Origin of the sequence: Acetobacter estunensis, from assembly GCF_019083805.1 — a bacterium.
GTDB classification, from domain to species: Bacteria; Pseudomonadota; Alphaproteobacteria; order Acetobacterales; family Acetobacteraceae; genus Acetobacter; species Acetobacter estunensis_A.
Window position 1 is genome coordinate 365,719 of sequence record NZ_JAHRDV010000002.1, and the last position, 20,315, is coordinate 386,033.

Sequence of the window (20,315 nt, forward strand, 5' to 3'; positions counted from 1 at the left end):
TGTCACGGGGCGTTCACGTCACAGCAGTCAGGATGAGGTTCTGTGGAACCGCTTCATTCCCCGACGCCCCAGATACGTGAGCAACGGCAGGAAAAGCCGCTGCAACGGCGGGAACATCATACACAGGCGGCCAAACACACCGTCGCACACCGGGGTAAACCACTCCTGTCCCGGTCGGGCCGCAGCTTTCATGACCAGATCGGCAATTTGCTGGGGATCAGCGGGCGCGCTGACAAAATTGAGCACCGAGCCGCCATGGTCCATCTCGTTGCGCAACATTCCCGTGTTCACAGCGCCGGGAAACACGGACGACACAGCAATCCGCCGAGGTTTCATCTCCACTGCCAGCGCCAAAGCAAAATTGCGCAGACCCGCCTTCGTCGCGGCATAAACAGAGCTTCCCGGCAAAGGAAAAACGGCCGCAAGCGAATTGACGAAGACGATCCTGCCGCCCGTCCGCATGACAGGCAGAAGACGCGATGTCAGCAAAATGGGGGCCGTCAGGTTGATGGCCACCTGCGATTCCAGCAGCGCGGCGTCCAGTTCCGACACAGCGCAGGGGGAAATGACGCCAGCACAGTGAATCAGCACATCCACCGTGGATGTGAACGCACTTACGTCCCGAACCGCGGCTTCCACGGACGCCAGATCTGTCAGATCGCAGGCGATATGTCGCAATCCCACCGCTGCGGGCTGCGGAGGACGCCGTCCCAGCACAATCACTTCATAGCCCGCGCCAAGAAGGCGGGAAGCGATGATCCGGCCGATTCCCCCAGAACCTCCCGTCAACACCGCCACGGAGGCCCGGCTTTCCTGCTGCATTCTCCGGGTTTCTCCGGCGGCGTTACTCATGTCCTACCCCTGACTGCCGACCCGGAAGGCCGATAATGGGGCGCACCTTATCCCGGGTTGTCGAGAGTGGCGACCACCCCTTTTGCATGGAGGGCTTCCCACACGGCCAGACGCGCCTGATTGGCGGCAGCGCTGACATCACGGGGCGAGGCTGTTTTCCCGGCAATGTCGAGCGACACCATGTCCGATTTGATGTCCCCGAGCGACACCGTGGGAGCCGGCGTTTTCAGCAATCCGTTCACATGAGAGAGCGCGTCCGAAATGGCCGAGATCGCCACCGAAAGATCGGTGCCGAGCGGCAGACTGATGGAAAACGCCATGCTGCCCGCAGGCCGTCCGAACGTCGCGTTCCGCACGGCGGAGGTGATGAACTGGGAGTTCGGCACGATCAGCGTGGACCCATCCGACAATGCGAGATCGGTGGAACGGACACTGATGCGTCGGATATCACCCACCTTGCCGCCAATCTCTACCATGTCACCGATAGTGACAGGCCGTTCCGCCAGCAGAATCAGGCCCGAAACAAAGTTCTGCACAATGGATTGCAGACCGAAACCAATGCCAACCGACAGGGCACTGACCACCCATGTCATGCTGCTGACGGTCACCCCAAGAGCCGACATCATGGTGAGCATCACCAATATCCACGCCACATAGGTCAGGATGGTCAGAATCGAGGTTTGCGCCCCAAGATCGAGCGAGGTGGTGGGAAAGAAGCGCCGGGAGAGCCACTTGCGCACCGTGTGGATGATATAGTGTCCAAGGATCGGCAGGGCGAGGCATTCAAGCAGCACTTCGAATGACAGCGAGACGTTGCCGATCTTCTGCCCGGACACCACATGCGCGATGTTGTCCACGATCACATCGAAGTCGAAATCCCCGCCCGACTGGGCCACGGCCAGCGCCACGAAAACAAGAAAAACCCCGAACAGACCGCTGGTGACGACGCTGACCTGATCCACCAGACGCGGCGCCAGACCGAGCGAGACGAGGTGCCGGCCCATGCGACCGCTGCTGGAGAACTCCACGCTGGCCATGTTGCTGACCAAAAGATAGGACAACGCCAGCACCATGAGCGTGACGGCCATGGAACAGATCCATGACAGCACGATATAGCCAAGCGGGATGTAGCCCGTAATCAGCGCCGCCACCCCGAACAGGGAAAGGCCGAACGCCACTACGCGCGCGCCGCGCCCCAGAAGGCTCTGCCGCAAACCTTCATCCGCACCGGACGAGGCAGGATGGAGCACGATCTGCCGAGGAGCGGAATACAGCAGAAAAGCCGTGGCCAGCATGAAGGCGGCATCAGGGATCTGCACCGTGGTCTGCCCGATGCCGCTCTGGAGATCGACATAGCGCAGCACACCGCGCACCAGCAGCAGCACGGTAAACCCCAGCGCATGCGCTCTTAGCGCCCGGGCCGCTGTGTTGCCCAATGGCACAAGCCGCCAGTCCCGATTGTCGGGCGCAAGCACAGACAACGAGGCTCCCAGCATGAATCCCGCCAGAAGACATTGGCTGCCCGCCATTTCCGCCAACTGCTCAAGATGGGTTCCATCCATGTCCGCGCCGTTAGTCAGTCCGACCCATATCAGCAACGCCCCGCCACCAGCGCACAGCGTGCACAGGCCGGAAAAGAAAGCGGTGGCCAGAATCTGCCGAAAACAGCCTGCGGATGGCTGAAGACGCGCGGCCAGTCGGCGTATCTGGCGTTGCAGGAAAAATGGCGCGACGAACACGATGCCTGCGCTGGCAAGAATGCCGAGCAGTGCAAGCAGCCGCCAGCCTTTTGTCGAGATCGCAAGAGCATCGGACGCCTCGCCCCCCAATTCACCCAGTCGCGCCCGCGTGTCAGGAAACTCATCCCTCACCTGTCCCCAGAACGCAGGTGTAAGAGGCGATGGGAAATGCTCCAGCAGGCGTGCCTGCTGGGCCGCGTCGTTGCGCTGGCTCAGGACCAGCACGATCTGATGGGCCTCAAGCGCATACAGCCGTGCTCGCGCCAGCCGCGCCTTCAGATCCTGCTGCGAGAGAAGAATGCGTTTGCGTTGCGCCGTAACGGAAGCGGCCTCGGCCGGTTCATCCTTGCCGGGTTCCTTGCCGATAGCCTCGATAAAACTCTTATAGATCGCTTCATATGGCTCCAGCCGCGCCACCATGGCCCGAGCCGCCGCTTCGTCCGCCGATGCCTCACGTGTCAGACTCGAAACCGTATCGGTGCCACTGCCCGCGTGCATGTCCACCCGCGCCATGAAAACATGGCGTATGGAGGCCTCCAGATCGTCGAGAGCCTTGTCAGAGACCACATCCGAAGGGCGCGCGATCAGCGTATCATGATCGGACGGGGCATCCGCAGCATGAAGCGGTGCGGCAAGCAGTGTGAAAACCAGTAGCAGGCAGGAAAAAAGCGCTACGCAGGAGGCGAAGTAACGGGAAAAGACGGGAAATGCGGTCTCATCGAAGATCATTTTTCGTGCGGTCATCACTCTATATGTTCTCAACTGCCCTGCCATTATCCGCACGCCATCCCTTTCCGCGCCACGGGACGCTTTCATTTTTCGCGTCCCATCCTGTTTTCAGGCCATCGGGGTGCGGTCATCATGCCGTGTGCATGTATCCGCGTCGATTCCATCGGCCTGTCAGGGAGTTAACGAATGAAATCCGTTTCGGCTCCCTGCGCTGGGCACGAACATGAGTGACGCACAGCCTTCATCCCCTTGCGGAGCCTCAATGCCACGGTCTGCCTCTTCCCGCGAACTTACAGTGCGTGGCCTCATACTCGGCGCTCTCATCACCGTCGTGTTCACGGCGTCCAACACCTATCTCGGCCTGAAAATCGGTCTCACCTTCGCGTCCTCCATCCCCGCCGCCGTCATTTCCATGGCTGTGTTGCGGATGCTCGGTGGAGGCAGCATTCTGGAAAACAACATGGTCCAGAGTCAGGCTTCTGCAGCCGGGACCATTTCCACCGTTTTCGCAGTCTTCCCAGCGCTCATACTCGTTGGGCACTGGGCACGCTTTCCATTCATCGAGACGGCGGGACTGACGGCCATAGGTGGCATGACCGGTGTGCTTTTCACCATTCCCCTGCGCCGGGCGCTCGTCACCGAAAGCAGCCTACCCTATCCCGAAGGCGTGGCCGCGGCGGAGATTCTCAAGGTCGGGCAGGAAGCGACCGAAGCTGGCGGCAATCATCGTGGATTGACGGCTCTGTTGAGTGGAGCCGGATTGGCCGCTGCACTGTCCTTTGCCACAGGCGGCCTCAGGCTGCTGGCCGATGGGGCTTCCCTGACACTGACGCTTAGCTCAGGGGTCTTCCGCCTCTCGACAGGCTTCTCCCCGGCCCTTCTGGGCGCTGGCTATCTAGTGGGGATTTCCGGTGGGCTCGCCATGCTCACAGGCTATGCCCTTTCGTGGCTCATCGCGGTGCCGTGGCTGACCGCCATCACACCCAATCCCCATCACCTCGAAGCAAGCGCCTTCGCCACCTCCATCTGGCTGCACGATGTCCGCTTCATCGGTGCAGGGGCGATCGCTCTCGCCGCTTTCTGGACCTTGGGCGAACTGGCGCTACCCGTCATTCGTGGTGTGCGAGAGGCGCTTTCAACCACCACGCTTCGTAGCGACACTGACCGCGATCTTTCTCCTCGTACCATTCTACTGACCGGCGGCGTTCTTGCTCTCGCATTCATGGGGATGCTCGCCGTCTTTCTCTGGCCCTTTACCACATCCGTCCTGTCCGCTGCCCTTTTCGGCACATTGTTTCTCTTCGTATTCGGTTTTCTTACAGCCGCCGCCTGCGGTTACATGGCCGGACTGGTGGGCTCTTCCTCCTCTCCCATTTCGGGAATCGTGCTGATCGCCACTGTCATGGTCTGTTCGCTGATTCTGCTGATGGAGCATCTCGGTGCGCTGCCTGCTGTTTTCGCCGCCAACGACCATCACTTGGCCATTGCGTTCGCCATCGTCATTCTCTCCGGCATTGTCGCTTCCGCCTCCATCTCCAATGACAATCTTCAGGATCTGAAAACCGGCCAACTGGTGGGAGCTTCCCCATGGAAACAGGAGGCGGTGCTGCTGCTCGGATGCGGGGTTGGCGCGCTGGTCGTGCCCATTGTGCTGAACCTGCTATATCAGGCTTATGGCTTTGCCGGCACGCTTCCTCGTCCCGGCATGGACCCGACCCATGCCCTCGCCGCACCGCAGCCCGCCATCGTCACGATGATTGCTTCAGGCATTTTCCGTCAAAATCTCGACTGGACGATGCTTGCCATCGGCGCGGGCATCGGCATCGCACTGATCGTGGTGGACCGCCTCCTACGCCGCCGGAATCTTGCCCTGCCTCCGCTTGCTGTCGGCATCGGGCTTTATCTGCCTCCCGCCGTCTCCACGACACTGGCCGTGGGAGCAATGCTCCGATGGTTTCTCGATCGACGCCGGAAGGCAGTCCACCACGGAGCGGATGACGGCACGATGATCGCCTCCGGTCTCGTCGTGGGAGAAAGCCTCATGGGTGTGGCACTGGCGGCCGTCTCGGGACTGAGTGGAGCGGACGATCTTCTGGCGTTGGGCACCGGCACGGCATGGTGGAACTCGGTTGCTGCCATGCTCGGCTTTCTTGCCTTGTGCCTGTGGTTTGTCCGACACGTCCTGCGTGAGCCCGACTGCTGATGTCCGCTTAAGAACCGGAAGAACTGGTGAGCGGAATGGACGTCGAACGCCGCGGTACCATGAACAGTTTTTCCGAAAGAGTCAGATTTTTGGACATGAAAGCTGACGCCAGACTGGGCACGTAAGCATAGCTGACCTCGGCATAGATCAGATATGAAGTACTTGCCGTGCTCGAATCCGTAGGCACCGTAACGGTGCTGCCTGTTGCCCGTGCGGTGGCTGTTCCCGAGGCTCTGCTCCACACAACCGTTCCCGTGCCCGCACTGGTCACACTAAGCTCCGAGACAACCATTCCAGCCGGCGTAGTGGAATAAGGCTCCAGCACCAGTTTGGAAGCCGAAAGCACCAGCGAAACATCGGATTCGGCCATGGTCGTGTACTGGGTTGTGACATTCGCAAGTGTACGAGCTGCTGCCGTCACTTTGCGCGACACGATGACGGCGTCCTCCAGCGTAATCCCACCGACGAGCATCATCACCAGAACAGGCAGCAGAAGCGCGAATTCGATCGCAGCAGCACCTCGCTGGCATCGCCAAAGACGGCACAACAGGCCATGTCTTTTCGACTCCATCATGAAGAAGGCTCTACTTTGATAACGGACGTCGAGACGAGAAGATGCGCATTGGTGCCAGTGGTCACAGCGGAAAATCCACCGATATCTCCCAGAACCGGCATGGCATAGAGCATCTGAAGAACCACGACACTGCTCGCACTGCCTGGATCGTATTGTGTCGTGCCGGTAAGATTCCCGCTGGAATCCAGCGTCGTCGTGGGAATACTGATATTAACGTCGCTATAATTGTTGGCTGTCTGTACATTGATGACCAGCCGCGAACACGACATGAATGACGGAAGATTGGCACAAGCCAACGATTTGAAGTCAGATGCCTGTCCTGCGGCTGGCGCCTGCCCTGTCAGCAGGAGCCGCGACATCTCGTCGGACACGCTGTCCAACGCGCTTTGCGTAAAATAGATCAGACTTACGGTGAAAGATGCGAAAATCAGTCCCAAAAGCGGGATGACCAGCATCGCAAACTCGATTACCGCGCTCCCTGCCCGGTCATGGAAAAAGCGCCGCATATCATGCCGCAGCGCATCGCACATACGAAGAAGCCTGCCGCCTTCGCGCACGTTTTCCGCGCTTGTCTGAAAGTCTTCAGATGGCATGAATGCAGACCGCCTTTCCTTGCGTAAGCGGCTCAGCTTTATCGCATGGCTATTAATGGGCCGTTTAAACTTTTGCACTCTGCCCACAAGCTCGCTCTGGACAGTTGCGGCTCTGGGGGGGATGCTTGCTGGACAAAAGGGTGCGGATGATCTCATCACCACCATCGAACACGATCAAAGACGACGGAAAGGGAAACCAAGTGCAGACAGCCACGCTCATGGTCGAAGGCATGACATGCGACGGGTGCGTGAAAGCCATCACGCGCGCGCTCGAAGCCATTCCGGGTGTTCACGCCGTCCGAGTATCACTGGAAAAGGGATCGGTTGCCATTGACTATGATCCCAAGGAAACCGGCCCGAGCAACTTCGCTCCTTCCATTGAGGCGGCTGGATTCACCGTAATCGGCTGAGACGGCACTGCTTTCGCATGGGCGCAATGTCACGGTCGGGCTTCAATGAAGAGAACGGACGTGGCACAAGCCCATCCTTCAAGATGTCAGGAATCAACGAGGTCGTGGTGACGTATTCAGCCGCCCGTGCACAGCAGGAAGCCACCTCCATGCAACGTATGGCGCGACGGGCCTTTCCTTTTGTCGCCCTTGCCCTTGCCGCGTGCTCTCCCGAAATGGGCCGCACATGGAATGACACCGATATAAGCTGCCTGCGCAAGCAGATGGGAGATGCGGTTCACACCTCTTTCCCCCTTGCTGCCAATGAGTGTCAGCGCCTGACCAATCACAACACCATTTTCGGCGCCGACCACGCTAAGATCATTCCACTGGACCTGAAGGGGGCGCCGGATCTTCAGGCACTCGCTGAAGAATACGGCTACAGCTACACCAAATAAGCGGGGTCAGCTTTCCAGTTCGACATCCCAGTAGAGATAGTCACGCCAGCTTTCATGCAGATAATTGGGCGGGAAGGCCCGCCCATTCTCCTGCAACAGCCGGGTATTGGGCTGAACCGGACGGCGACGGGGAAATATCTTGATCTCATGTGGCATATGCGACGCCTTGAGCAGATTGCACGAGCTGCACGCCGCCACGACATTCTCCCAAGTCGTCTTGCCGCCACGACTGCGCGGAATGACGTGATCGAAGGTCAGATCATGTGTGGGCAGTTGCTCATGACAGTACTGACAGGAAAAATTGTCCCGCAGAAACACATTGAAGCGTGTGAAAGCCGGTCGTCGGGCCGTTGGCACATATTCCTTGAGCGCGATCACGCTCGGAAGCTTCATGCGACAGCTTGGAGAACGGACCTCCGCTTCATATTCGTTCAGCACGGACACCCGATCGAGGCACACGGCCCGAATGGTGTCCTGCCATGACCACAGGGAAAGCGGAAAGTAGGAAAGCGGTCGAAAGTCCGCATTCAGAACGAGTGACGGATAGTGCATACTGCCACTAGACAAGGCGCGCATCCTTTTCCCGGAGACGGCCCATGATCCTGCTGGCATGTACTCGAAACCGGCCATCAGTGGTCACGCGTCGTCGAGAACTCTTCGTGAACCATAATCCCTTATTCGCAGCGTTCGCAAGGAAGCGGCCGCTCTTTTGCATGACGTCCTCATGACAGATACGCCCTTCACCACCCGCTTCGCTCCAAGCCCAACCGGTCCTCTGCATCTTGGCCATGTCACTGCAGCCTTTTTCGCACGCGATCATGCTGGCCCCCATGGGCGCTTCCTGCTGCGGATCGAAGATATCGACACCACGCGCTGCCGCGAGGAGTTTATCGCTGAGACACTCGAAGATCTCGCATGGGTCGGGCTGGCGTGGGAGGGCGGCGTCCTACGGCAGTCCCGGAGAATGCCGCTCTATCAGGAGCCCCTGACGCATCTCAGTGAACGCGGCCTGCTTTATCCGTGCTTCTGCACCCGCTCGGAAGTCCGACGCGAAGCCGCAGAAGCCTTTTCCGCTCCCCATCACGCGCCCGATGGCAGTCTGATCTATCCAGGAACCTGTCGACACATGGCCTCCGCAGAACGGCAGCGGCGTCTGGCGGAAGGACAACCGCACACGCTCCGGCTCGATGTTGCGAAAGCGCTCGCGACACTGCGCGCGCCTTTGATGTGGAGAGAGTTGGATGATTCTCGGGTGCCTTGTCATCCCGAAGCATTCGGGGACGTCGTTCTCGCACGACGCGACACGCCCGCGTCCTATCATCTGTGCGTCACGCATGACGATGCCGCGCAAGGCGTAACGCTCGTGACACGCGGAGAAGACCTGCGCGATGTCACGTCCATCCATAGACTGCTCCAGGAATTGATGGGGTGGCCAGAGCCGATTTATGCCTTTCATCCACTCCTGTGCGACGCCAACGGAAAGCGTCTGGCAAAACGGGATGGCGCGCTTTCCATCCGCGCCCTGCGCGAAGCGGGCGCCACACCGCACTCGGTCCGTCAGGCTGCGGGGCTGTCCTCCTGACACTGCCCTCCTTACCCTTTGTGATGAGGAAGCGGTTTCGGAAACGGTGGAAAGATTCTATCTTCCCGCCCCGCCGACGCGAGGTCGGCCATCGGCCCATCAGGCCGGCTTTCTTTTCCTCGGGAACGAGACCATGTCCTTCATCGCCGACCGCCTGAACAAGATCAGCCCCAGCCAGACGATTGCTATCTCGGCCAAAGCGCGCGCCCTCAAGGCCGCCGGGCGCGACATCATCAGCCTTTCGGCCGGCGAGCCCGACTTCGACACACCCGCCAACATCCGTGCGGCCGCGATCAAGGCCATCGAGACCGGCCAGACCAAATACACCGACGTTGCCGGAACACCGGCCCTCCGCGCCGCCGTCGCCGAACGCTTCCGCAAGGATTCCGGCCTCGATTACAAGCCTGAGGAAATCATCGTTTCCACGGGCGGCAAGCAGGTGATCTTCAACGCCATGGTCGCCACCATCAACAAGGGCGATGAAGCCATCATCCCCGCTCCGTGCTGGGTGTCCTATCCCGACATCGTGGCACTGGCCGATGGTATTCCTGTGGTCGTGCCCTGTCGTGCGAAGAACGGTTTCAAGCTGACGGCTGAGGAACTGGAAGCCAACATCACGTCCAAGACGAAATGGTTCTTCCTCAACTCCCCCTGCAATCCGACAGGAGCGGCCTATTCCGCTGAAGACCTGCGCCCTCTGTGCGACGTGCTGCTCAAACATCCCAATATCTGGATCTTCACCGACGATATCTATGACAAACTCGTCTATGACGGATTCAAACCCGCCACCATTCTACAGGTCGAACCGCGCCTGCGTGACCGCACGGTGACCATGAACGGCGTGTCCAAGGCCTATGCCATGACCGGCTGGCGCATCGGCTTTTCAGGCGCTCCGGTGGAACTGACCAAGGCGATGAACAAGCTGCAGGGGCAGTCCACTTCCAACCCCTGTTCCATCGCCCAAGCCGCAGCACTGGAAGCTCTGACCGGCCCGCAGGACTTCATCGCCACGATGTGCGAAACCTATCGCGAACGCCGCGATCTGGTGGTGTCGATGCTCAATCAGGCCACAGGCCTGACCTGCGCCCGCCCCGAAGGCGCGTTCTACGTGTTTCCGTCCATGGCAGGCTGCTTTGGCAAACGCACAAGCTCCGGCACCGTGATTGATACGGATGAGGCGTTCGTCACGGCCCTGCTGGACGAAGAAGGTGTGGCTGCGGTGCATGGTTCGGCCTTCATGTTCGCCGGACATTTCCGCGTGTCTTACGCCACGGACACGGAAAGCCTGCGTGAAGCCTGCACGCGTATCCAGCGTTTCTGCGCTTCACTGCGCTAAAAGAGGCCAACACAGCATATGACGGGACCAACTCTCGCCCACCGTCTCGATGGTCTGCCCGCTCCTGCGACCATCGAGATGTCGCGTCAGGCACGCGCGTTGAAAGCGCAGGGGCACGACATTATCAGTCTGGCGTTGGGCGAACCTGACTTCGCCACGCCGGAGGATGCTGTTGAGGCCGCTCATCAGGCGGCCCTGAGGGGTGAGACGAAATATCCCCCCGTCGATGGCACGCCGGCTCTGAAAGCAGCCATCGCGCGCAAGTTCGAGCGCGACAACGGTCTAACCTTCGCACCTGACGAACTGATGGTTAGCAACGGTGGCAAGCAGGTCATTTTCAACGCCTTCATGGCGACAATCGATCCCGGTGACGAAGTGGCTGTCCCCGCTCCCTACTGGGTGAGTTATCCTCTGATTGCACGGATGTTCGGCGGTGTACCCATTCATCCCGTGTGCGACGAGGCTGACGGCTTCAGTCTGCGTCCCGAACGGCTGGCTGCTGCCATGACACCTCGCACCAAGTGGGTAGTGCTGAACTTCCCCAACAACCCCACAGGGGGACTGTGTTCGGAGAGCGATTTGCGCGGTATCGCAGAAGTGCTTCGCAAATGGCCGGACGTCTGGGTTTTATCGGACGAAATATACGAGCATCTCGTATTCGATGAACATCATTTTTCATCGTTTGCCGCTATAGCGCCAGACCTGCGCGATCGTATCGTCACCATGAACGGCATGGCAAAAGCCTATGCTATGACCGGCTGGCGCGTGGGGTTTGCAGGAGGACCGAAACGCCTGATCGCCGCCATGAGATCGGTCCAGAGCAACGCCACATCCGGTATTTGCACCGTTGCGCAGGCCGCCGCAGCAGCGGCCCTCGATGGTCCGCAGGATATGATCCGCGATATGGTGACCACCTATGAGCGACGTCGAAACCTGATGGTTCAAGCGTTGCGCGACATTCCCGGCCTGACCTGTGCCGTGCCCGCCGGTGCGTTCTATGTGTATCCGGGTGTGGCTGGATGTCTCGGCAAAACCACGCCCGCAGGCCGAAAACTGGTCACGGACACGGACTTTGCCATGGCGTTTCTGGAAGAAGCCTACGTTGCGACGGTGCCGGGAAGCGCGTTCGGTCTTGCGCCCTATCTGCGCCTGTCCTGCGCTACATCCGACACGTTGCTTATTGAAGCGTGCCAGCGTCTGCGCCGCTTTGTTGCAACGCTCGTCTAAACGCCGCTTCTATTATTTGTCTTTAAAGTAATGAAGGAAACGTGAGCAGGCTTTCCGCATGCCCGTCACCATGGGCTGCGGCAATTGTTCACGTAGGAACATCTGCGCTCTCCGTTCCAGCGGAATATCGGAACGCCGCAAATACCGTGTGGTTTGTACTTCAAAAAGAGGATCAGGATCCGTGTTGTCCGTATAGAAATAGGCAATCAATGCGCGACGGCATCCCTTCTTCACCGGTTCCGGATAGCCATGCAGAGCAGTGGGTGACTGCTCCATGACAAGCGTGCGCCCAAAAACCGGTGCGATAAAGGCTTCCGGTCGTTCCGTAGAACTGTTCCACAGTTCCAGACTTCCCTCATCTTCTTCCTGCCAGTCGGGATTGAGATAAGTAATAACAGCCAGAGTATTGCGTTTTTGTGTGCGTGGATGCTTCTGGAAATCCACATGAATCTGGAAGTGTCCGTTCTGGCTGGCCTCATGCAATCCGCCACCAAAAAGCTCGATATCCGGTTGCAAACCGGCAATACCAGTTAGCTTTTCAAGAAATTGGATAAAATCGGGAGATTTGACGGCCGTAAAATAAGACAGAAGCGCCGGCGGCATGGCATCCCATCTGTTAAGCTGACGCTTTTTCTGAAGAGCCGTATAATGAGGTTCCCAAGATGTCTGGGGCAATACATGTGCTTCTTCCAGAACAGAAGCAAGAAAATCCGCGCTAAAGAGACCGTCTATGGAAACATGAGGAAAAGGCTGAGCGTGCCGAAATTTTTCATTCAAATGCGTCAGAACGGAAGAAGAGAACTCTCTCCATAACCGTGTCTCATTTGCTGTTTCCACGCTGCATAGAGAAGAAGCGCTCATGTTCGTTTTTCCATAGCGGGTAGTATTCTATGCGCATTACCTAGTTTTCTGTACAGACCCCAATAGCGTGTCGTGACGATTTTCTTTCCCCAACTCACGAACCCAAGAACCGAGCGCCACATGCCAATGATCGCGCTGCGATTACGATGGACGAACCCATCGGCCCCATGCACGATGTGGCAATGATGAACACCTTCTCTTCCCTGAATTTCCCCCGTCCGACAGCCGCCGAACTGGACAGTCGGTTCGGTGCCGTCCTGTCGCTCATTGAATCCAATGATCTCACTGCGGCGCTCAATCGGTTCGATCATGAACGTCGCACATTCGAGAGTTGGGCGGCTCTCGTACATCTGAGATTTTCCCAGAACACCCGCGATAAGGCGACGCGCTCTGAGCGCGACTACGCTGACCAACTGACGCCCAAGGTCACGTCTCATGAGGTGAAGATCAAAAAACGACTGCTGGCAGCCGATCTCATTGCAAACGTGAGGAAAAAAGTCGGTTCTCATGTGGTCGAACTCTGGCAAAGCGACATTACGACCTTCGACTCCCGCATCGAAACAGCACTGGAAGAAGAGGCGCGCCTCAGTGGCAACTACACGTCCCTTCTTGCCTCTGCCCGGATCACTATCGACAACAAATCAGTCAACCTCTCGGGCCTCGCCCCTTGGCAGGAACATCCCGATCGCACCATCCGACACACTGCCGAGCAGGCGCGCTGGTCTTTCTTCGCCGAAAAAGGTGAAGAACTCGATACCCTTTATGACCGCTTGGTCTATCTCCGGCATGGAATGGCCCAGACTCTGGGCTTCGATACCTACACACCGCTGGGTTACCGACGCATGCGGCGCGTGGATTACGGGCCGACTGATGTCGCGCTGTTTCGCGATGAAGTCGCGACCCATGTCACCCCGCTCGTCGCCGCGCTGCTGGAGAAACGCCGCGAAGATATGCAATGGCCAGCATTACGTTACTGGGATGAAAGTTTCATCGATCCACGCGGCAATCCGAAACCTGCGGGTGGGTATGACCTTCTGATCGAGCGGGCGCAGACGATGTTCGACCGGATGCCCGGTCAACTCGGAGTATTTTTTCGCATGATGGTCGAAGGGAATTATCTCGACCTGAAAAACCGCGATGAAAAAGCGGGCGGCGGTTTCTGCACCTCATTCCCCGATGCGGGGATGCCCTTCATTTTCGCCAATTTCAATGGAACACACGGCGACATCAATGTCTTCACCCACGAAATGGGCCATGCCTATCAGAACTGGCGCAGTCGTACGCTTCCCTGCATCGATGAACTGTGGCCAACGATGGAAGCGGCTGAAATCAACTCCATGGGACTGGAGTTTCTTACGTGGCCGCACATGGATCTGATGGTGGAAGACGGTGCCGCCGAACGATTCCGTCGCATGCACCTCATCGGTTCGCTCTGCTTCCTTCCCTATGGCGTCTGTGTGGATCACTTCCAGCACGAAGTGTACGCCCACCCAGACATGACGCCGCAGGAACGGCATGAAACATGGCGAAAGTTGGAGCGCCATTACATGCCCTGGCGTGATTACGGCGATCTTGCCTATCCCGCGATGGGCGGTCGTTGGCAGGCTCAGGGCCATATCTATCGCAGTCCGTTCTATTACATCGACTACACACTGGCCCTGTGCTGCGCGATGCAGTTGTGGCTGCTTTCCCGGCGTGACGAGGCGGCGGCCATGCGCGCCTACGAACAGCTTTGCGAACAGGGCGGCTCGGCTCCTTTCACGAAACTCATCGCCGACGCCGGACTGGTTTCTCCCTTCGCACCCGGTGCTCTAGCCGAAGTGGTAAAGGAGGCCTCGGCCTTTCTCGACCGAACCACCTGACACATAAAAATCTGCGCTCCAAAAAGAAAAAGGGCTTCTGCAACCCATCGTTGCAGAAGCCCTTTTCATCTGACCAGCGGCCGGACAACAGCTCGAAAGCTGCTGTCCGGTGACCCGATCGCAACCCTTGGCTGCGATCAGAAGTCCATGCCGCCCATGCCACCCATGTCGCCACCGGCGGGCATAGCAGGCGCCTTCTTTTCCGGACGCTCAGCGACCATGGCTTCGGTCGTGATGAGCAGACCGGCCACCGAAGCCGCATCCTGCAGCGCCGTGCGAACGACCTTCATCGGATCGATGATGCCTTCCGCGACGAGATCCTTGTAGTCACCCGCCTGCGCATCGAAGCCGAAGGTGTAAGTGCTGTTCTCAAGCACTTTGCCTGCGATCACAGCGCCATCTTCACCCGCGTTGTGCGCGATCTGACGCAGCGGAGCCTGAAGAGCCTTGCGGATGATCTCACCGCCGACCTTCTGGTCTTCGTTGTGGTAATGCAGGCCGGACAGAGCCAAGGAAGCGCGGGCAAGAGCCGTGCCACCACCCGGAACGATGCCTTCCTCGACGGCAGCGCGGGTTGCGTGCAGCGCGTCATCCACACGGTCCTTGCGCTCCTTCACCTCGATCTCGGTCGAACCACCGACGCGGATGACAGCAACGCCACCGGCCAGCTTCGCCAGACGCTCCTGCAGCTTCTCACGGTCGTAGTCCGAGGTGGTCTCCTCGATCTGCGCACGGATCTGCTTGCAACGGCCCTTGATGTCGTCGCTGTTGCCAGCACCTTCGACGATCGTGGTGTTTTCCTTGTTGATGTGGACCTTCTTGGCCTGGCCCAGCATCGGCAGTGTTACGTTCTCAAGCTTGATGCCGATGTCTTCGCTGATGACCTGACCACCCGTGAGGATGGCAATGTCTTCCAGCATCGCCTTGCGACGATCACCGAAGCCCGGAGCCTTCACGGCCGCAATCTTCAGACCACCACGCAGCTTGTTGACAACCAGTGTCGCCAGCGCCTCGCCATCGACATCCTCGGCGATGATCACCAGCGGACGACCGGACTGCACAACCGCCTCAAGCAGCGGCAGGATCGGCTGAAGCGAGGAGAGCTTCTTTTCGTGGATGAGGATGTACGGATTCTCGAGATCCGCCGTCATCTTCTCCGCGTTGGTCACGAAGTACGGGGAGATGTAGCCACGGTCGAACTGCATGCCCTCGACCACGTCGAGCTCGGTCTGGATGCCCTTGGCTTCCTCAACCGTGATCACGCCCTCGGCGCCGACCTTCTGCATGGCCAGCGAGATCATCTCGCCGATCTCTTTCTCGCCGTTGGCGGAGATCGTGCCAACCTGCGACGTCTCGGACGGAGACGTTACTTTCTTGGCGTTCTTCTTCAACTCTTCGACGACCGAAGCCACTGCCTTGTCGATGCCGCGCTTGAGGTCCATCGGGTTCATACCAGCGGCAACAGCCTTGGCACCCTCACGAACGATGGCCTGAGCCAGCACCGTCGCCGTGGTCGTGCCGTCACCGGCCGTGTCGTTGGTCTTCGAGGCCACTTCACGCACCATCTGTGCGCCCATGTTCTCGAACTTGTCGGCCAGTTCGATCTCTTTTGCGACCGACACACCGTCCTTGGTGATGCGGGGCGCACCGAAGCTCTTGTCGAGCACCACGTTACGGCCCTTCGGACCGAGCGTTACCTTCACAGCATCGGCGAGAATATCAACACCACGCAGCATGCGCTGGCGTGCATCAGCACCGAACTTGACGTCCTTGGCAACCATTGGAAATCATCCTTGAGAAAATGAAAGGGACAGTAAACAGAGGGATCAGAACCGGATCAGCCGGCGATCACGCCCATGATGTCGCTCTCCTTCATGATCAGCAGTTCTTCACCGCCAATCTTCACCTCGGTGCCGGACCACTTGCCGAACAGCACGCGATCACCGGCCTTGACGTCCAGCGCCACAATCTGACCCTGCTCGTTACGGGCACCCGGACCAACGGAGACGATTTCGCCTTCCATCGGCTTCTCTTTCGCCGTGTCAGGAATGATGATGCCGCCAACAGTCTTTTCTTCGCTGTTGACGCGACGGACCACCACACGGTCATGCAGGGGACGGAATTTCGTCATTATGGATCGCTCCACACTTCTTGCGACAACGCCCTCGTCTGAAAGCAGCGCTGTCGTATGCCACGCGCTCTACGCCGCGGTGCGTTAGCACTCCCACCCCGGGAGTGCCAGAACAGGAGATAGGTGCCCTTCCCCTCACTGTCAAGGAAAAGAACGAAATGGAGAGTGAGCGGAAAGTTTGTCTTTAGGAATTAAACTTTCATGAAAACACCGACAGGTTTATCTGCCTGTTTCCGCTCTTTTCCATGCCCCATTCATGAGGAAACACCTCTCTCGCGGCGCGCCTCAAAAGGCGCTAAAGGCTAGCGCAACACAGCATATCCGGCTGCCGATGACAGGATCCAGACGATGGCAACGCTCTATCACAACCCACGCTGCGGCACGTCCCGCAAAGTTCTGGCCCGCATGCAGGATGCCGGTCTCGACGTTCTGGTGATCGAATATCTCAAGACGCCACCCGACCGTGAAACGCTAGAACAACTGACAAAAATGGTGGAAGGGAACGCCCAGGCGCTCCTGCGCAGCAAAGAACCTCTGGCTGCGGAACTTAAACTGACGGCCTCAGACATTGATGACGCCCGTATTCTCGACGCCATTGCCGCACATCCCATTCTGCTCAACCGCCCTATTGCCGTCACGGAACGCGGCGCGCGGGTCTGTCGTCCGGCAGAGCAGATAGAAGATCTTCTCGATGCCTGATTTCGCTCAGAAAACGACGGCTTTTATTGCGCTACAGACCAATCCATCCAAGCCATCACGCCAATAAAGGCAGCCAGCACGATATGCATGATGATGAGTGCCCGGACAGTAATGACCGGCACATCCTGATTGACTTTTCTTGCCATACCGCCCGCTCTCTCGCTCAGTTGTCGATAACACCATCGAATGCCTCGACATAAGGCAGGCGATGATAGGACCGATTGAAATAAACAAGCCCGTGCGCTGTCGAGCCAAGACGCAGGGCCTGCACACGACCGAACATTACGGTGTGCGTCCCTTCTTCCACCAGTCGACTGATGCGGCAATCCAATGACACAACCGCTTCATTGAGCACGGGAGCCCCTGTCATCAGCGTTTCCCAATGTCCCGCAGCAAAACGCTCTACCGCGCTCAATGGACCGGCAAACCGATTTGACAGTTCTTCCTGATTTGCCGCCAGCACATTCACGCACATTGCGGCTCCCTCGATGAAAGACGGGCGCACCCGTGACGACCGTTTGAGGCAGACCAGAACGGTGGGCGGATCATCCGTGACAGAGCAGACGGCAGAGGCCGTAAACCCCACCGGCTGAGCCAGTGAGCCGGTCGTAACCACCGTTACGGCCGCGCCAAGCCGCGCCATCGCCTCCCGAAACGCCTCTGCGCTCACGCTCACTGCCGCATCCCCCGCTCCCTGATAGACGACCTGCCGTCTTTTATGCGCCTATCCGTAGGATATCGGGCACGGCGTCACAACCGGGCATTGAAGAGGAAACGGAGTCCGGCACCAATTCGTTTCTCTGGCAAACACGGAGCCTGTCAGCATGAACGCACCTTCTTCCATCCGTTCTGAGCGGTACCGCAGCCTCGGGCGCATCACTCTCGACCGACCGAACGCTCTCAACGCCATCAACCCCGACATGGCACACGAGATCATGAACACCCTGAATGACTGGCGCGATGATCCGGGCGTTCTGCGTGTGGTCATTGCTTCTTCCTCTCCCCGCGCTTTCTGCGCTGGTGGCGACATCAAAGCCCTGCGTCATATCATCGCCACCCAAGGGCCTGACGTTGCCCACGCCGCCATGTGCGTACCCTACGACGCCATGCTGGCCATCGCTCATTACCCGAAGCCCATCATCACCCTGCTGGACGGCATCACCATGGGAGGCGGTGTGGGACTGGGCGCTCATGCCCGGCATCGCGTGGTGACGGAACGCGCCGTGCTTGCCATGCCAGAGACGGCCATTGGTCTCACACCCGATGCCGGAGGTTCGTGGCTGCTTGTCCGCTCTCCCGCTCCATATGGATTACGCAATGCCCTGCTCGGTTGCCGGATGCATGGATCCCAAGCCGTCCACATGGGATTTGCCGATCACTTCATGTCGTCCGCGCGTCTTGCGTCTCTCGTCGAACATCTGGCCGAATGCCCACAAAGCACAGAAGGCAAACAACTTTCTGCTATGTCGGAAAGTCTGCCTCCCTTCAAAGACGAAGACTCGCCGGCTGTTCTAAGCGCTTTTACAGCCAGCGCGCCTCTTTCCCCTCATACCGGATTGAATGAACTCTTCCATCGTCTCAGCCATCTTGAAGACGAAACAGCCGACCGAGATCTCGCTCAACTCCGGAACGCTTGTCCGTTCTCGCTGCATGTGACGTGGCGCATACAGCAAATCCTGAAAGCATCACCTCACACACTCGATGAGGCCTTCGCTCTCGAAACGCGCGCGGTGCGTCATCTCATCGCACGCGCCGATTTCTCAGAGGGCGTGCGTGCGCGCATGGTGGACAAGGACAACGCCCCCAGATGGCAGCCGCAAACGATTGAAGACGTTTCATCCGAGGAAATTGAAGCCTGCCTAACGTAGGGTTCAGTAGCTGTTCTGGGAAGATGGTGGCGTGTTGGTATAATCCTTGTTCAACCGAACTGCATTCTGCTCAGCCGTAAGCCCGGTCGGACCTTCTGCAACCGAACGGGCCACATTGGGCATCAGATCCGGGCGGCTCCAGCAATCGACGCCACTCCACCCAGCGGTGCAGTATGGCTGAGGTGGCGGTGGCGTTTCTGGCGGCGAACACCAGCCCACCCCCTTCTCCAGTTCGGCCGCGCTGCAATCGCGACCCATGGCGAACGAACCGATCTGAGGCGCGGAACATCCCGCCAGAATCGGCAACAGCAAAGGAACGATGAGACGCTTGCTAACCATGCCTTCGCTTGTGCCCTGACAGCATGAAGAAACACTTACCAAGCGTCGCTTTCCATGGGGTTTGCCGCAATCCTTCCGCCCCGCTATTGTCCACCAAAATACCCTGTGCCGCTCATTCCCTGTCGCCGCGCGATGAAATGGGAAGAGAAATCTGCCCGATGGAGAGCCCAAACCCCTGTGACTGACGAAATCTTCAAGGAAGCGGAGACGGAATTCCGCATCGAACAGATTCGCCAAAGGGCCCGCAGGCTTGCTGGCGTGGGAATCGGCCTGGTGATCGTGCTCGGCGTCGGCGCGGCAGGCTGGAGCTATCGTCACGCCCATATGCAGGAACAGACGCGCACTCTTTCCGCGGCCTATATCAAGGCACTGAAGGACATGGGGTCCGATACGTCCGTGGCTGGCACCAGCGCGCCACTGACAGACACGCAGAAGGCCGCCATCACACAACTCGATCGTGTCGCCACCTCCGGCACGGGCGATATCGCAACCCTCGCCCGACTGAGGCTTGCCGCGTCACAGGCCGCCCATGGCGAGGTGAAACAGGCGCTCGCTCAGTGGAGCGATATTCAAGGCAACACGGCGGCCGATCCACAGCTCCGTGCTCTGGCCACGCTTTTATGGTGTCAGTGGCAGCTTGATGACGGAAACATTCCCACCCTGCGCTCCCGTCTTTCCCTTTTGGTCGGCCAGCACGATGCTTTCTCCGCTCTTGCCAGCGAACAGTTGGCGGCGCTGGACATCCGCACGGGCGACATGAAAAGCGCCACCCAGAAATTGACCGCCCTGATGCAGGATCCGGGTGCGCCATCGGGCGTGAGGATGCGCGCAGGCGCCCTGCTCCAGACGCTCAGCGCAGCTGGCTGATACACC

Annotated in this window: 21 protein-coding genes; 10 read left to right on the top strand and 11 right to left on the bottom strand. The window is 58.8% G+C overall.

All coding sequences use genetic code 11. The annotated features are described in order from the left end of the window. Positions 1-27: 27 nt before the first annotated feature. Together KUA11_RS04460 and KUA11_RS04465 are read right to left on the bottom strand one after the other, a co-directional pair. Positions 28-852 carry an SDR family NAD(P)-dependent oxidoreductase gene (locus KUA11_RS04460; protein WP_254454644.1) on the bottom strand — a complete coding sequence of 275 codons (825 nt, stop codon included), beginning with the start codon at positions 850-852 and terminating at the stop codon, positions 28-30. A 47-nt stretch (positions 853-899) separates the two neighbouring features. Further along, positions 900-3,335 carry a DUF3772 domain-containing protein gene (locus KUA11_RS04465; RefSeq protein ID WP_254454645.1) on the bottom strand — a complete coding sequence of 812 codons (2,436 nt, stop codon included), beginning with the start codon at positions 3,333-3,335 and terminating at the stop codon, positions 900-902. A gap of 247 nt (positions 3,336-3,582) precedes the next feature. Between KUA11_RS04465 and KUA11_RS04470 the strand changes: the two genes are divergently transcribed. Continuing rightward, on the top strand, positions 3,583-5,523 hold the full coding sequence (locus KUA11_RS04470) for an OPT family oligopeptide transporter (RefSeq protein ID WP_217409150.1): 1,941 nt from the start codon (positions 3,583-3,585) through the stop codon (positions 5,521-5,523). A 7-nt stretch (positions 5,524-5,530) separates the two neighbouring features. On the opposite strand, the gene KUA11_RS04475 is transcribed toward KUA11_RS04470, so the two are convergent. Then, on the bottom strand, positions 5,531-6,097 hold the full coding sequence (locus tag KUA11_RS04475) for a TadE/TadG family type IV pilus assembly protein (protein WP_254454646.1): 567 nt from the start codon (positions 6,095-6,097) through the stop codon (positions 5,531-5,533). Beyond that, on the bottom strand, positions 6,094-6,690 hold the full coding sequence (locus KUA11_RS04480) for a TadE/TadG family type IV pilus assembly protein (RefSeq protein WP_217409151.1): 597 nt from the start codon (positions 6,688-6,690) through the stop codon (positions 6,094-6,096). The genes KUA11_RS04475 and KUA11_RS04480 overlap by 4 nt, the downstream gene beginning before the upstream one ends. A gap of 200 nt (positions 6,691-6,890) precedes the next feature. Here KUA11_RS04480 and KUA11_RS04485 point away from each other — a divergent pair, with 200 nt between their 5' ends. Next, a complete protein-coding gene (locus tag KUA11_RS04485) occupies positions 6,891-7,100 on the top strand; it encodes a heavy-metal-associated domain-containing protein (RefSeq protein ID WP_368040921.1) in 210 nt (69 codons plus the stop codon). A gap of 17 nt (positions 7,101-7,117) precedes the next feature. Then, positions 7,118-7,537 carry a hypothetical protein gene (locus tag KUA11_RS04490; protein WP_254454647.1) on the top strand — a complete coding sequence of 140 codons (420 nt, stop codon included), beginning with the start codon at positions 7,118-7,120 and terminating at the stop codon, positions 7,535-7,537. Between the two features lie 6 nt (positions 7,538-7,543). Here the strand turns inward: KUA11_RS04490 and KUA11_RS04495 are convergent, their stop codons facing one another. After that, positions 7,544-8,113, bottom strand: coding sequence for an HNH endonuclease (locus KUA11_RS04495; RefSeq protein WP_254454648.1), 570 nt, complete (start codon positions 8,111-8,113; stop codon positions 7,544-7,546). Between the two features lie 148 nt (positions 8,114-8,261). On the opposite strand from KUA11_RS04495, the gene gluQRS reads away from it, so the two are divergent. From gluQRS to KUA11_RS04510, 3 genes are all read left to right on the top strand, one after another. Then, positions 8,262-9,119, top strand: coding sequence for a tRNA glutamyl-Q(34) synthetase GluQRS (gene gluQRS, locus KUA11_RS04500; protein WP_217409152.1), 858 nt, complete (start codon positions 8,262-8,264; stop codon positions 9,117-9,119). A gap of 133 nt (positions 9,120-9,252) precedes the next feature. After that, complete coding sequence (locus KUA11_RS04505) at positions 9,253-10,455, top strand: pyridoxal phosphate-dependent aminotransferase (RefSeq protein WP_166313799.1); 1,203 nt, start codon at positions 9,253-9,255, stop codon at positions 10,453-10,455. Positions 10,456-10,473: 18 nt separating this feature from the next. After that, entirely contained in the window at positions 10,474-11,682 is a 1,209-nt protein-coding gene (locus KUA11_RS04510; protein WP_217409153.1) for a pyridoxal phosphate-dependent aminotransferase, read from the top strand. 12 nt (positions 11,683-11,694) lie between these two features. Here KUA11_RS04510 and KUA11_RS04515 read toward each other — a convergent pair whose 3' ends face one another. Beyond that, positions 11,695-12,543: a 2OG-Fe(II) oxygenase gene (locus tag KUA11_RS04515; protein WP_217409154.1), complete on the bottom strand. Its 849-nt coding sequence runs from the start codon at positions 12,541-12,543 to the stop codon at positions 11,695-11,697. 182 nt (positions 12,544-12,725) lie between these two features. On the opposite strand from KUA11_RS04515, the gene KUA11_RS04520 reads away from it, so the two are divergent. Beyond that, complete coding sequence (locus tag KUA11_RS04520) at positions 12,726-14,405, top strand: M3 family oligoendopeptidase (protein ID WP_217409235.1); 1,680 nt, start codon at positions 12,726-12,728, stop codon at positions 14,403-14,405. A 137-nt stretch (positions 14,406-14,542) separates the two neighbouring features. Here KUA11_RS04520 and groL read toward each other — a convergent pair whose 3' ends face one another. Together groL and groES are read right to left on the bottom strand one after the other, a co-directional pair. Further along, complete coding sequence (gene groL / locus KUA11_RS04525; RefSeq protein ID WP_217409155.1) at positions 14,543-16,186, bottom strand: chaperonin GroEL; 1,644 nt, start codon at positions 16,184-16,186, stop codon at positions 14,543-14,545. Positions 16,187-16,242: 56 nt separating this feature from the next. Then, positions 16,243-16,536, bottom strand: coding sequence for a co-chaperone GroES (gene groES, locus KUA11_RS04530; protein WP_217409156.1), 294 nt, complete (start codon positions 16,534-16,536; stop codon positions 16,243-16,245). Positions 16,537-16,884: 348 nt separating this feature from the next. On the opposite strand from groES, the gene arsC reads away from it, so the two are divergent. Beyond that, positions 16,885-17,235, top strand: a complete 351-nt coding sequence (gene arsC, locus KUA11_RS04535) for an arsenate reductase (glutaredoxin) (RefSeq protein ID WP_217409157.1) — start codon at positions 16,885-16,887, stop codon at positions 17,233-17,235. 23 nt (positions 17,236-17,258) lie between these two features. On the opposite strand, the gene KUA11_RS17705 is transcribed toward arsC, so the two are convergent. Continuing rightward, the gene (locus KUA11_RS17705) at positions 17,259-17,381 is read right to left on the bottom strand and encodes a hypothetical protein (RefSeq protein WP_264806520.1); all 123 of its coding nucleotides are present in this window, start codon (positions 17,379-17,381) and stop codon (positions 17,259-17,261) included. 17 nt (positions 17,382-17,398) lie between these two features. Then, entirely contained in the window at positions 17,399-17,878 is a 480-nt protein-coding gene (locus tag KUA11_RS04540; protein WP_217409236.1) for a flavin reductase, read from the bottom strand. Between the two features lie 181 nt (positions 17,879-18,059). Between KUA11_RS04540 and KUA11_RS04545 the strand changes: the two genes are divergently transcribed. Further along, complete coding sequence (locus KUA11_RS04545) at positions 18,060-19,103, top strand: enoyl-CoA hydratase/isomerase family protein (RefSeq protein ID WP_217409158.1); 1,044 nt, start codon at positions 18,060-18,062, stop codon at positions 19,101-19,103. A gap of 3 nt (positions 19,104-19,106) precedes the next feature. Here the strand turns inward: KUA11_RS04545 and KUA11_RS04550 are convergent, their stop codons facing one another. Then, positions 19,107-19,442 carry a hypothetical protein gene (locus KUA11_RS04550; protein WP_166313785.1) on the bottom strand — a complete coding sequence of 112 codons (336 nt, stop codon included), beginning with the start codon at positions 19,440-19,442 and terminating at the stop codon, positions 19,107-19,109. A gap of 177 nt (positions 19,443-19,619) precedes the next feature. Between KUA11_RS04550 and KUA11_RS04555 the strand changes: the two genes are divergently transcribed. Next, positions 19,620-20,309, top strand: coding sequence for a hypothetical protein (locus KUA11_RS04555; protein ID WP_217409159.1), 690 nt, complete (start codon positions 19,620-19,622; stop codon positions 20,307-20,309). Positions 20,310-20,315 lie beyond the last annotated feature (6 nt).